12 protein-coding genes and 1 riboswitch are annotated in these 12,942 nt (G+C 63.2%); of the genes, 7 read left to right on the forward strand and 5 right to left on the reverse strand.

The window, feature by feature from the left end:
- Nucleotides 1-5 precede the first annotated feature (5 nt).
- On the forward strand, nucleotides 6-602 hold the full coding sequence (locus GWL_RS17805; protein ID WP_008332814.1) for a 5-formyltetrahydrofolate cyclo-ligase: 597 nt from the start codon (nucleotides 6-8) through the stop codon (nucleotides 600-602).
- A 45-nt stretch (nucleotides 603-647) separates the two neighbouring features.
- Here the strand turns inward: GWL_RS17805 and metF are convergent, their stop codons facing one another.
- From metF to metK, 4 genes are all read right to left on the reverse strand, one after another.
- Entirely contained in the window at nucleotides 648-1,490 is an 843-nt protein-coding gene (gene metF / locus GWL_RS17810) for a methylenetetrahydrofolate reductase [NAD(P)H] (RefSeq protein WP_008332817.1), read from the reverse strand.
- Nucleotides 1,487-1,840 (reverse strand): phage holin family protein, encoded by a 354-nt coding sequence (locus GWL_RS17815; protein WP_008332818.1) that lies wholly within the window; start codon nucleotides 1,838-1,840, stop codon nucleotides 1,487-1,489. The genes metF and GWL_RS17815 overlap by 4 nt, the downstream gene beginning before the upstream one ends.
- 144 nt (nucleotides 1,841-1,984) lie before the next feature.
- Complete coding sequence (gene ahcY / locus GWL_RS17820) at nucleotides 1,985-3,394, reverse strand: adenosylhomocysteinase (protein WP_217509980.1); 1,410 nt, start codon at nucleotides 3,392-3,394, stop codon at nucleotides 1,985-1,987.
- A gap of 49 nt (nucleotides 3,395-3,443) precedes the next feature.
- Nucleotides 3,444-3,533: riboswitch (S-adenosyl-L-homocysteine riboswitch) on the reverse strand.
- Nucleotides 3,534-3,731: 198 nt separating this feature from the next.
- Nucleotides 3,732-4,895 (reverse strand): methionine adenosyltransferase, encoded by a 1,164-nt coding sequence (metK, locus tag GWL_RS17825; protein ID WP_008332820.1) that lies wholly within the window; start codon nucleotides 4,893-4,895, stop codon nucleotides 3,732-3,734.
- A 189-nt stretch (nucleotides 4,896-5,084) separates the two neighbouring features.
- Here metK and GWL_RS17830 point away from each other — a divergent pair, with 189 nt between their 5' ends.
- From GWL_RS17830 to dapF, 3 genes are read left to right on the forward strand one after another with little or no spacing between them, the layout of a single operon-like run.
- The gene (locus tag GWL_RS17830) at nucleotides 5,085-5,930 is read left to right on the forward strand and encodes a lysophospholipid acyltransferase family protein (protein ID WP_008332821.1); all 846 of its coding nucleotides are present in this window, start codon (nucleotides 5,085-5,087) and stop codon (nucleotides 5,928-5,930) included.
- Nucleotides 5,927-6,811, forward strand: a complete 885-nt coding sequence (locus GWL_RS17835; protein WP_008332822.1) for a lipid A biosynthesis acyltransferase — start codon at nucleotides 5,927-5,929, stop codon at nucleotides 6,809-6,811. The genes GWL_RS17830 and GWL_RS17835 overlap by 4 nt, the downstream gene beginning before the upstream one ends.
- 54 nt (nucleotides 6,812-6,865) lie before the next feature.
- Nucleotides 6,866-7,729 (forward strand): diaminopimelate epimerase, encoded by an 864-nt coding sequence (dapF, locus tag GWL_RS17840; RefSeq protein ID WP_008332823.1) that lies wholly within the window; start codon nucleotides 6,866-6,868, stop codon nucleotides 7,727-7,729.
- 84 nt (nucleotides 7,730-7,813) lie between these two features.
- Here dapF and GWL_RS17845 read toward each other — a convergent pair whose 3' ends face one another.
- Complete coding sequence (locus GWL_RS17845; RefSeq protein WP_008332824.1) at nucleotides 7,814-9,394, reverse strand: SEL1-like repeat protein; 1,581 nt, start codon at nucleotides 9,392-9,394, stop codon at nucleotides 7,814-7,816.
- A 367-nt stretch (nucleotides 9,395-9,761) separates the two neighbouring features.
- On the opposite strand from GWL_RS17845, the gene GWL_RS17850 reads away from it, so the two are divergent.
- From GWL_RS17850 to GWL_RS17860, 3 genes are all read left to right on the forward strand, one after another.
- Nucleotides 9,762-10,922: a porin gene (locus GWL_RS17850; RefSeq protein ID WP_008332827.1), complete on the forward strand. Its 1,161-nt coding sequence runs from the start codon at nucleotides 9,762-9,764 to the stop codon at nucleotides 10,920-10,922.
- Between the two features lie 251 nt (nucleotides 10,923-11,173).
- On the forward strand, nucleotides 11,174-11,842 hold the full coding sequence (locus GWL_RS17855; RefSeq protein WP_008332829.1) for a DUF484 family protein: 669 nt from the start codon (nucleotides 11,174-11,176) through the stop codon (nucleotides 11,840-11,842).
- Between the two features lie 27 nt (nucleotides 11,843-11,869).
- Nucleotides 11,870-12,865, forward strand: coding sequence for a tyrosine recombinase XerC (locus GWL_RS17860; protein ID WP_008332832.1), 996 nt, complete (start codon nucleotides 11,870-11,872; stop codon nucleotides 12,863-12,865).
- Nucleotides 12,866-12,942 lie beyond the last annotated feature (77 nt).

Here is a 12,942-nt window from a genome sequence, read left to right on the forward strand (position 1 = left end):
AGAAAATGAACCCAAGCATAGCACGCGACACGCCGCCTCCACAGACGCAAGAGGAGGCGGCCGCCCTTCACAAACAACGGCTGCGCGCCGAACTGCTGGCGCGCCGCAAGGCACTGACCGAGGAGGACAAGGCCGCCGCCGATGCGCTCATCGGGCAGCGCGTGCTGCACTGGTGCGCCGCACAGGCGATCCACAGCCTGGCGGTCTACCAACCGATCCGGCGTGAACCGGATCTGTCTGCGGCCTATAACGCACTGGCCGCGCGCGGCGTGCACCTGTGCCTGCCGGTGGTGGTGGACAAGCAGGCGGCGCTGGAATTTCGTGCCTGGCATCCCGGCGATGCGCTCGAGAAAGACGCACTGGGCACCCTGGTGCCGCCGGCCGGCACGGCCGTGGTGCGGCCACAGGCTCTGCTGATCCCCTGCCTGGGCGCGAATGCCGCAGGCTTCCGGCTGGGCTATGGGGGCGGGTTCTATGACCGCACGCTGGCAGCCACCCCTCGACCACTGGCCGTGGGGGTCTGCCATGGATTCGGACGGGTCGAGTTCGAGGCGCAACCCCACGACATCGCGCTGGATAGCGTCATTTTCGACGATATATGAAGAAAAAAGCCGGACCACAGTCCGGCTTGGCGGGGCAGGCGCAGCCTACTTCACCAGCTGCTGCCAGATGGCCTCGGTCGGGCCCGCCTGATTCAGTGAATAAAAATGCAAACCTGGGGCACCGCCTGCCAGCAAGCGCTGGCACAGCTGGATGACCACATCCTGGCCAAAGGCGCGGATGGATTCGGTATCGTCGCCATAACTGGCCAGCTTCAGACGGATCCAGCGCGGGATCTCGGTGCCGCACATATCCGAGAAGCGCATCAGCTGGGTGTAGTTGGTGATGGGCATGATGCCGGCGATGACCGGCACGGTCGCGCCCAGTTTGGCGGCCTCGTCCACGAAGCGGAAATAGGCATCGGCATTGTAGAAATACTGGGTGATGGCCGAATTGGCGCCGGCCTTGACCTTGCGCACGAAGTTCTGCACGTCGTCCTGGGGCGAACGGGCTTGCGGGTGCATCTCCGGGTAGGCGGCCACTTCGATGTGGAACCAGTCGCCGGTCTCGGCGCGGACGAACTCGACCAGTTCGTTGGCATGGCGGAACTCGCTGGAGGCCTGGTCCATGGCGCCATAGCCGCTGGGCAGGTCACCACGCAGGGCCACCAGGCGCTTGATGCCGTGGGCGCGATAGTCCTCCAGGATGGCGCGCAGGCTGGCGCGCGAGCTGCCGATGCAGGACAGGTGCGGCGCGGCGTCATGGCCTTCGCCGATGATTTCCAGCACGGTATCGCGCGTGCCTTGTTGCGTCGAACCGCCCGCACCGAAGGTCACCGAGAAATACTTCGGTGCCAGCGCGGCCAGCCGGGCGCGGGTGGCGCGCAGCTTTTCGGTGCCTTCTGCAGTCTTGGGCGGGAAAAATTCGATACTGAAATTATGTGTACTCATTGATTCGAACCCGATTTCAGCAACAGTGTGGACAGGGCCCAGGACACGATGCTGTAGAGCAGTGCGCCGCCCACGGCGGACCAGAAGCCGGCCACGTGGAAGCCACCGACCAGTTGCGCCACGACCCAGAACATGAGGCCATTGATGACCAGGATGAACAGGCCCAGGGTGAGCATGGTCACCGGCAGGGTCAGCACGACCAGCACCGGGCGCACGATGGTATTGACGAACCCCAGGATGAGCGCGGCCAGCAGGGCCGAGCCGAAGCTGTCGACCTGCACCGAGTGCATCAGGTAGGGAACGGCCAGCAAGGCCAGGGCATTGATGAGCCAGGTCAGCAGCAGGCGCATGGATAAACCTTTCGACCCCGTCAGGGAGTCATGAAGATACCCGTGAAGCTTGCATCACCGACAGCAGCGATGCAAGGGTCCGCAGGCGGGAGACGATGCTGGCACTGCCGGGCCAGCCCGCGATGGAGCCAGCCCGGGCAGGGATCAGTAGCGGTAGTGTTCGGGCTTGTAGGGGCCGTCAACTTTCACGCCGATGTAGGCAGCCTGTTCGGCAGTGAGCTCGCTCAGTTGCGCATTGAGCTTCTTCAGCTGCAGTCGGGCGACCTTCTCGTCCAGATGCTTGGGCAGCGTGTAGACGCCGACCGGGTAGTCCTTGGTGTTGACGAACAGTTCGATCTGGGCAATGGTCTGGTTGGCGAAGGACGAGCTCATCACGTAGGACGGGTGACCGGTGGCGCAACCCAGGTTGACCAGGCGGCCTTCGGCCAGCAGGATGAGGCGCTTGCCGTCCGGGAAGATCACGTGGTCGACCTGCGGCTTGATGTTTTCCCAAGTGTACTGCTTCAGGGCGGCGACTTCGATTTCATTGTCGAAGTGGCCGATGTTGCAGACGATGGCCTGGTCTTTCATCTTCTTCATGTGCTCATGGGTGATCACATGGTAGTTGCCGGTGGCGGTGACGAAGATGTCGCCGTGTTCGGCGGCGTAGTCCATGGTGACCACGCGGTAGCCTTCCATGGCGGCCTGCAGGGCGCAGATCGGGTCGATCTCGGTGACCCACACCTGGGCCGACAGGGCACGCAGCGCCTGTGCCGAACCCTTGCCGACGTCACCGTAACCGGCCACGATGGCGACCTTGCCGGCGATCATCACGTCGGTGGCGCGCTTGATGCCGTCCACCAGCGATTCGCGGCAACCGTAGAGGTTGTCGAACTTGGACTTGGTGACCGAGTCGTTGACGTTGATGGCCGGGAAGGCCAGCTTGCCTTCCTTGAACATCTGATACAGACGGTGCACGCCGGTGGTGGTCTCTTCGGTGACGCCCTTGATTTCCTTGATGCGCTTGGAATACCACTGCGGGTCCTTGGCCAGGGTGCGCTTGATGGCGTTGAACAGGCACACGGCTTCTTCCGAATCCGGCTTGTCCAGCACCGAGATGTCGGCTTCGGCACGGGTGCCCAGGTGCAGCAGCACGGTGGCGTCGCCGCCGTCGTCGAGGATCATGTTGGAATAGCCACCGTCGGCCCATTCGAAGATGCGGTGGGTGTATTCCCAGTATTCATCCAGGGTTTCGCCCTTGACGGCGAACACCGGGGTGCCGTTGGCGGCGATGGCGGCGGCAGCGTGATCCTGGGTCGAGTAGATGTTGCAGGAAGCCCAACGCACCTTGGCGCCCAGTGCCTCCAGGGTCTGGATCAGCACGGCGGTCTGGATGGTCATGTGCAGCGAACCGGTGATGCGTGCGCCCTTCAGGGGCTGGGATGCGGCGAATTCCTCGCGGATTGCCATCAGGCCCGGCATTTCGGTTTCGGCGATCTTGATTTCCTTGTGACCCCAGTCGGCCAGCTTGATGTCGGCGACGATGTAGTCTTGCTGATTGGTTTGAGTAGTCATGGCAATGGCGCTGTTCACGCCCTCCTTTCATGAAAAAGCCAGAAAAAAAGTAACGTGAGCGCGGTTGCCAGGCGACATGCGCCTGTTCATCGCTTCAAGCCTGGCAGGGGATGTCCCTGTCGCAACGCTCCTTGCAGCGGTGAGGCATTGTGAGATTTGACTTTCCAGACGCAATGCCGACATCGGAAAAATGGCGCGAATCTTCATTCGCGAGGAACAGCATTGTAGCGCGGGGCCGCCGTTAGTCAATCCTTGGAACAGGCGCGTGAATTGATCTTCACCCGCCCGTTTTCCGGCTTCATTCGCGCCTCACCCGGCCCGCGCCGGGTAGGCTTTCTTACAGACCAGCCGAAGCGCGCAGGGCAGCCACCTTGTCAGTGCGCTCCCAGGTGAATTCCGGCTCTTCACGGCCGAAGTGGCCGTAGGCGGCAGTCTTGGCGTAGATCGGACGCAGCAGGTCCAGCATCTGCACGATGCCCTTGGGGCGCAGGTCGAAGTGTTCCTGCACCAGTTGCGCCAGCTTTTCATCGCTGATCTTGCCGGTACCGAAGGTGGTCACCATCACCGAGGTCGGTTTGGCGATGCCGATGGCATAGGACACCTGGATCTGGCAACGCTCGGCCAGGCCGGCGGCGACGATGTTCTTGGCCACGTAGCGGCCGGCGTAGGCGGCCGAACGGTCGACCTTGGACGGGTCCTTGCCGGAGAAGGCGCCGCCACCATGGGGTGCGGCACCGCCGTAGGTATCGACGATGATCTTGCGGCCGGTCAGGCCGCAGTCGCCTTGCGGGCCACCGATGACGAAGCGGCCGGTCGGGTTGATCAGGTAGCGGGTGTTCTTGAGCCACTCGGCCGGGAGTACCGGCTTGATGATTTCCTCGATGGCGGCTTCGTGAATGTCCTTCTGCTCCATCTCGGGCGCATGCTGGGTCGACAGCACGACGGTATCGATGGCCACCGGCTTGCCATCCACGTACTTCAGCGTGACCTGCGACTTGGCGTCCGGACGCAGCCAGGGCAGGCGGCCATCCTTGCGCAGCTGCGACTGGCGCTCGACGATGCGGTGCGCATAATAGATCGCCGCCGGCATCAGTTCCGGGGTTTCGTTGCAGGCGTAGCCGAACATCAGGCCCTGGTCGCCGGCACCTTGCTCCAGGTCAACGCCGCGACCTTCGTCGACGCCCTGGGCGATGTCGGGGGATTGCTTGTCGTAGGCGACCAACACGGCGCAGCTCTTGTAGTCAATGCCAAAGTCGGCGTTGTCGTAGCCGATGCGCTTGATGGTTTCACGGGCCACATCGATGTAGTCGACGTTGGCGCGCGTGGTGATTTCACCGGCCAGCACCACCAGACCGGTGTTGCACAGGGTCTCGGCGGCAACGCGGGAATAGGGGTCCTGGGTGAAGATCGCGTCCAGGATGGCATCCGAGATCTGGTCGGCGACCTTGTCGGGATGGCCTTCGGAAACGGATTCGGAAGTGAAGAGATATTCTGTGGTCATGCAAGCCTCTGACTGAAAACGATTTACCAATGTCGCGGCCCATCGTTAGTCGTGCCTGCGACGCTTTAGCGAAATTTGTACCCCGTCTCGCAAGTTGTCATTAACTCGACGGCATGTGCTATTTTACGCCTCTTGCATTTTTCTGCAATGTAACGGCGGAGCAACTCCGCCTTTCTGTTATCGGCAAGTATGCTCGTTTCTTTATTCCGCCTGCTCTCTTTCCTGCCGTTACCGGCCTTGCATGCCCTCGGCGTGGGGGTGGGATGGCTGGTGTTCCTGCTCTCGCCGTCCTATCGCCGCCGCCTGACCGACAACATCACCCTGGCCGGTCATCGCGGCAGTCTCTGGAAATCCGTCGGCGAAGCCGGCAAGGGCATGTTCGAGCTGCCCTTCATCTGGTGCGCGAGCCCCAAGCGGGTACTGCGCACGGCGCGCATCGTCAACTGGGAGCTGGTCCAGCAAGCGCTGGATGCCAAGGCCGGCATCGTCTTCCTGACCCCGCACCTGGGCTGTTTCGAGATTTCGGCGCAGTCGGTAGCGCGCCATGACAGCCTGAGCGTACTGTACCGCCCGCCGCGCAAGGCCGCGCTCAAGCCGCTCATCGAAGGTGCCCGTGCCCGCGCCAACCTGCATCTGGCGCCGGCCAACCTGTCCGGCGTGCGTATCCTGCTCAAGGCCTTGAAGAATGGCCAGGCCATCGGCCTGCTGCCGGACCAGGTGCCGCAGAACGGCGAAGGCGTGTGGGCCGACTTCTTCGGCAAGCCGGCCTACACCATGACCCTGCCGGCCAAGCTGCAGCAGATGAGCGGTGCGCCCATCATCCTGGCCTATGCCGAGCGCTTGTCCTGGGGACGGGGTTATGCCATCCACTTCGTGCCCTTCGAGGGAGAACTGGGCCAGACGCCCGAACAGCAAGCCCGCGCCATCAACGCGGCCATGGAAAAGCTGATCGCCCGCTGCCCGGCGCAATACATCTGGAGCTACAACCGCTACAAGACGCCCCCTGGCGTCACCCCGCCGGGAGCTGCGCAATGAGGCTCCTGATCGGGCTGATGTGGCTGCTGCACTGGTTGCCGCTGCCCATCCTCGGGCGGCTGGGCGAGGCGCTGGGCTGGCTGCTCTATCTCTATATGCGGCCGCGCCGCCGTATCACGCTCATCAACCTGCGCCTGTGCTTCCCCGAGAAGACCGAGCAGGAGCGTCGCCTGATCGCCCGCCGCCACTTCCAGGCCTACGCCCGCAGCGCCCTGGAACGCGGCATCCTGTGGTGGGCGCCAGAGTCTCGCTTGAAGCGCCTCATCCAGGTCGAGCCCGGCATTCCTTTCGAGACGCTGAACAAGGGTCCCACCATCCTGCTGTGTCCGCACTTCGTCTGCCTGGAAATTCCCGGTATCGCGCTGGTGCTCAATTCGGATTATTCGGTCTGCACCATCTACGCCCGCCAGCAGAACGAGGTGGTGGATCAGGCCCTGTTAAAGGGCCGCTCGCGCTTTCGACCAGTCACGCTGCTGGCGCGCGAGAAGGGGGTCAAGCCCATCATTCGGGCCATGCGCGAAGGGCTGCCCTTCATCATGCTGCCCGACATGGATTTCGGCACCCGTGATGCCGAATTCGTCCCCTTCTTCGGGGTGCCCGCCGCCACCCTGACGGCCACTGCCCGCATCGCCGCAGCCACCGGGGCCTCGGTGGTACCGGTGATCACGACTTTCCTGCCCGGCTATCGCGGCTGGAAGACCACCTTCCATCCGGCCTGGGAAAACTATCCGGGCGACGATATCGTGGCCGCCACGCGGCGCATGAATGCCTTCATCGAAGAACGCGTATTGGAAGCCCCGGCTGAATATTTCTGGGCGCACAAGCGTTTCAAGAACCGCCCGCCGGGTGAACCAGACCTCTACCGCAAGGGCCAGCACTGACACCGGCCATCCTGCAGCCCTTTGAAAAGGGCCGCACGTACTTATAATGAAGTGATGAAAATCAAATTTACCAAGATGCACGGTGCCGGCAACGATTTCGTCGTGCTTGATGCCGTGAACCAGGCCATTTCGCTCACGCCCGCCCAGTGGCAGTTCATCGCCGATCGTCGCTTCGGCATCGGTGCCGACCAGATGCTGGTGGTGGAAAAGGCGCAAGGCGCCGGTGTGGATTTCCGTTATCGTATCTACAACGCTGATGGCGGCGAGGTCGAGCAATGCGGCAATGGTGCGCGGGCTTTCGTGCGCTTCGTCACCGAAAAGGGGCTCACCGACAAGCGCGCCATCCGCGTGGAAACCATGTCCGGCGTGATTGAGCCGCGCCTGGAAGAAGATGGCCAGATCACCGTGGACATGGGCGCCCCCATCCTCACGCCCGCTGACGTGCCCTTCGACAGCCGCAACCTGCAGTACCGGACTGAAGCCGACGATACGCTGTGGCCACTGGAAGTGGCCGGCAAGACGACGTGGATCTCGGTGGTATCGATGGGCAATCCGCACGCCGTGCAAGTGGTGGAAGACAGCGAAGCCGCCCCGGTACTGGTGGACGGCCCGCTGATCGAACACCATGAACGCTTCCCCAAGCGCGTCAATGCCGGCTTCATGCAGGTCGTGGACCGCCACCACATCAACCTGCGCGTCTACGAACGCGGCGCGGGCGAAACCCTGGCCTGCGGCACCGGTGCCTGTGCGGCGGTGGTGGCGGGTGTGCGCCGTGGCCTGCTGGATTCGCCGGTGGCGGTCCAGACGCATGGCGGCGTGCTCAACATCGCCTGGGCCGGCCCGGGCGAACCGGTGATGATGACCGGGCCGGCGGTGACCGTCTTTGAAGGCGAGATCGAACTGCCCGATTCGCTCTGATCCTGCAGCGACCGCAGGGTGCGACCATGAGAAAACGGCTTGCCGAGCGGCAAGCCGTTTTTCGTTGACCGGGCAGCATCGGATTCAGGCAGCCAAATCCTGCGCCTCGGCTTCCTCGTCTTCCTGCGACTGAGGCAAAAGGGTCTTGAGGCGATACAGCCGCTGGCGGTAGTTGCCTTCAGGGCCGCTAGGCCCGCAGTCCATGTCTTCGAAGAGTCGTCCGATACGGTTGAGCGCACCGCGCTGTTCGCCGGTCTCCACCATGATGAGCCGCCGCTTGCTGCGTGCGTACTGGCTGCGGATGTCGATCATCAGACAGTGGCCGCAATCGGCCTGTTTCAGGTCGACCAGCAGAGCTTCCGGGCGGGTCAGGCCGAACAGCATGGCCAACTCGATGCGCGCGGCCAGGAAAGGATGGGCGTTGACCTGCTCGCGGCTCATCTGCGCGCGCGCCTGGACGGCCCAGGCGGCGGCCTGCGGGCGATCGGCCACCTTGTCCAGCAGGGCCTGGGCTTCTTGCGCGCCTTGGGTGGCGGCCTTTTGCAGCCAGTACAAGGCGCGTACATCGTTGGCAGGATCATCGCGCCGGTTGCGCCAGGCGCCCACGCCACATTCCAGCTGGGCGTCCACATGGCCCATCTCGGCGGCGCGTTCCAGGTAATGCTGCACGTCGGCAAGATTGCGCTGCGAAAATTCGGGCTTCAGATAAATACGCGAGAGCACATACCATGCCGCAGCCATCCCCTGCTCCCCGGCCAGGGTCAGCCAGCGGATCGCCTTCTTGTAATTGGCCGAACCCTGCCCGGCGAAACGCCGCGCGCCGGATTCATCGACCCGGCCATACAGCAGGCCCAGGGCCAGTTGCGCATCGCGATCACAGGCCAGCGCAGCCAGTTCCAGCAATTGCTGCGCCCGCGGCAGGTCGGGACGCTTGTCCTCCAGATGAACCTGCGCCAGGCGACGCAGCAGAAGGATGTTCTGCTGGCCCAAGGCAGCGGCCAGCGCCTCGGACGGTGCATTGAGCTGGGCCATGCCGGATTCGTGTTGACGCAACAGGGCATCGGCCAGCGGTTGGGCGCGCTGCTGGAAGGCGGTCGCGTCGGACTGACGCCAGGCACTGTCAGCCAGCGCATGCTGGGCCTGCTCGATGCCGGCATCGGCGGCCTTTTGCGTCCACTGCTGCAATTGTTCAGGTTTGAGCGCGACGGCGGCCGCTTCCGGGGCCGGCATGCGCTCGCCCTGGCGCGCCAGCAGCCACTGGGCATCGGCATTGCCCTCGCCGGCCACCACTTCCAGCGCACGCAGGGCATGCGCCTTCTGTTCGGCGCTGGCAGCGGCCGTGCCGGACGGATGCTCCAGCACCAGTCGGGCCAGCACCAGGCCGGCCCGGGTGAAACCATCGTCGAACGCACGTTCATACCACTGTGCCGCTTCGTGCGGCCGGGCAAGCTGGAGCACCACTTCATACGGAATATGTTGGGCTATGAGCATCCAGGCATCGGCCTGCCCCTGCCGTGCGGCCCGCTCCAGCCAGTGGTACGCAGTCCCGGGACTTTGCGGCAAACCATTGCCGCCAAACAGATAACGCTTGCCCAGGGTCAGTTGCGCCGCTGCCTCTCCGGCACGTGCTGCGCGGATGATTGCAAGGTCCTCGCGGTTGGCCATCCACCCTCCACATCAGGTCAGAAAGCCAAAATTATGACCCACAATCGACATTTTTTTAAAATTCCCTCGAAAAGTATCTAAATGAATCGTTTTAACAACAGATCGATTGACGAGACGGGACGGATCAAGTTCTCCCCTGCCATGCCGTTAATGAGTGACAAGGTGCAAGCCAAAATTTGCCTGTCCGGCATTGACGGGCAGGAAAGCGTTTGAAAAAAACAACACTCCTCCAGTGGATTGACGCTTTCAACCAAAATTCCGCCCTCCACGTGACCAATCTGCGGCCACGCCAAATGAGAACCCTTAATGTCTCACCATCCGACCAGAAGTACGGATCCTCAAGACTATTTTTATAGAAGGATGTCAAATGAAAAAATCTCTGCTGGCACTGGCCGTCCTCGGCGCGTTCGCAGGTGCTGCTCAAGCACAAAGCTCCGTTACTATCTACGGTATCGTTGATACCGGTCTCGCTTACACCAGCAAGGCTGTCAACACTGCCGGCACCGGCAGCACCGGCAGCAAGTTCGGCGTGAACTCCGGCGTCATCCAAGGTTCGCGTATCGGCTTCAAGGGCGTGGAAGATCTGGGCGGCGGTCTGTCGGCCCTGTTCCAACTGGAAACCGGCTTCAACAATGACAACGGCGCTCTGAACGGTCAAGATGGCACCACCGGTACCACCAACCTGTTCCGCCGCAAGTCGATCGTCGGTCTGTCGGGTGGCTTCGGCTCCGTGACCCTGGGCCGTCAAACCGACTTCGCTGACACCATCTCCGCTTACACCTCCGTGAACGACTTCGGTAGCGTGGTTGGCGCCGTCGGCCACAACCTGGATCGCCTGGAAGGCACCCGTACCAACAACTCGATTGCCTACACCACCGCCAACCTGAGCGGCTTCACCGGCAACCTGATCTACGGCTTCGGCGAAACCGCTGGCAAGACCACCGCTGGTCAGTCCTTCGGCATCGGCGGCAAGTACGACAACGGTCCTCTGGGTCTGGGCGTCACCTACTACCAGTCCAAGCAAGGTGCAACTCCTTCGGATACCGCCCTGCTGTCGACCGCTAGCGCCACTCAAGCTGGCAACAGCGCCCTGAAGGCCCTGAACGTCGTGGCTTCCTACCAGTTCGGCCCGGCCCGCGTGTACGGTAACTACTCGCGCGTCAAGCAAGACCTGAACACCACTTCGCCGACCGCTCTGGCTTCGAAGACCCTGGGCGTGGCCAACAAGGCCGATATCTATGAACTGGGTACCGCCTACTCCCTGAGCCCGTCGCTGAAGCTGCTGGGCGCAGTGACCCACACCCGTGCTGACTTCAACTCGTCCTCCAAGGGCAAGCTGACCCAAGTTAGCCTGGGCGCTGACTACTGGCTGTCCAAGCGTACCGACCTGTACGCATTCGTCGCCAACATCCACGCCAAGGACATGGCCAACACCGGCGTGTTCGGTGATGCAACTGGCACTGCCACCATCGGCAGCGCCGACAACAGCCAAACCGCTGTTGCCGTTGGTATCCGTCACAAGTTCTAATTCATGGAGCTGAGACCGGTGTGAATACATCGGTTTCAACCTGATCTGAACCTGAGTCGTACCGAAAGAGGCCTGCATGAGCAATCATGCAGGCCTCTTTCTTTTTGCTCCCATCCGGCACGATCGCCCCGTGCTTCTGCGGAGAACGGCGCCGATGATTGTCAGTGTGTCCGATAGCGAGGATAATCTCGCGATATTTCCGGCGCACCCTCCCCGCGCGCAGCCGGCACTCCAACACAGACCCCGCGAAGATGACCACCGAACTGGATTCCAGCCTGATTGCCGACTACCTGCTCGACCACCCGCACTTCTTCGAGGAGCATGCGGAACTGCTTTCGACGGTCAAGCTGACCAGCCCGGTCATGGGCCGTGCCGTCTCGCTGCAGGAACGCCAGATGGAAATCCTGCGCGAAAAGATCCGGGTACAGGAACTGCGCATGGCCGACCTGATGCGCATCGCCCAGGAAAACGACGAGATCACCAGCAAGTTCCAGGCATGGAGCCGCGCACTGCTGTTGACGCGTGATGCCGCCGACCTACCGCGCGTGCTGGTGGACCGGCTGCAGGAAATCTTCCACGTGCCGCAAGTGACGGTACGCCTGTGGAACCTGGGCCCCACCCACGCCGACAACTGGGCCACACAGGAAGTCTCGGAGGACGCGCGCATCTTCGCCAATGGCCTGGCTGCGCCCTTCTGCGGCCCCAACAAGGATTTCGAAGCCGCCACCTGGCTGGACGATGCGAGCTCCGTCAAATCGCTCGCCATGCTGCCCCTGCGCGTGGGCGCGGCCCCCGAAGCCTTCGGCCTGCTGGTCCTGGGCTCGCCCGATCCGAATCGCTTCACGGCCGACATGGGGACCGACTTCCTGACCCGCATCGGCGAAACCGGCAGCGCCGCCCTGGCCTGCCTGCTGCGCTGAGCGCTCTCACCCAGGGGGAGTCACGGCATGGATGGCGGCACTTCCCCGGCTTCTTCCCTGATCGCACAGTATCTTTCTTTCCTGCGCAGCCAGCGCAAGCTGTCGCCGCATACGCTGGATGGCTATGCGCGCGACCTGCAGGAGTTGCGCGCCCTGCTGGCGCCTGCGGATGCGCCGCCGGATGCCCCTGAACCTGCGCTGCAGCGCGTGACCCAGGTCCAGATCCGCAAATGCGCCGCGCGCCTGCATGCGCGCGGACTCAATGCGCGGTCCATCTCGCGCAAGCTGTCGGCATGGCGTGGCCTGTTCGCCTGGCTGGCGCAGGAACAGGCGATGCCGGCCAACCCGGTCGATGGCGTCAAGCCTCCCAAGAAAAGCAAACCCCTGCCCAAGGCCCTGCCGGCCGATGACGCCATCCGCCTGGTATCGCAGGCCGATCCGGCGCGCGATCCCGACTCCACCCTGGCCGCCTGCAACCGGGCCATGTTCGAGTTGCTCTATTCGAGCGGATTGCGTGTCTCGGAGCTGGTCGGCATCGATGTGGCCGACCTCCGCGAGGGCAGCTATGAATCCGCTGGCTGGATCGACCTGGACGAGGCCGAGGTCACGGTCACAGGCAAGGGCGGCAAGAAGCGCAAGGTCCCGGTGGGCCAGGCTGCCCTGCAGGCAATCCGCGACTGGCTGCCCTTGCGCGCCGCTCTGGTCAAGGCCGATGGCGGCACGGATGTGCATGCGCTGTTTATCAATGAACGCGGCGCCCGCATGTCGCCCCGGGTCACGCAGCTGCGCCTGAAGGCCCATGGCAAAGGGGTGGACATGCCTGCCGACGTGCATCCGCACATGCTGCGCCACTCCTTCGCCTCGCACGTCCTGCAAAGTTCGGGCGACCTGCGGGCGGTGCAGGAAATGCTGGGCCACGCCTCCATCACCGCGACCCAGGTCTATACCGCACTGGACTTCCAGCGCCTGGCCCAGGTCTATGACCAGGCCCATCCGCGTGCCCGCAAAGGCGGCGGGAAATAGCCGCCGACCGATACCGAACGAGCGCCGGGCCGGCATCGGCTAGAATGGAGGCTTGCGCGTGTCGCGCGCCTCGTTTC

The organism is Herbaspirillum sp. GW103, assembly GCF_000261365.1.
In the GTDB taxonomy this organism is placed as follows: Bacteria; Pseudomonadota; Gammaproteobacteria; order Burkholderiales; family Burkholderiaceae_D; genus Herbaspirillum.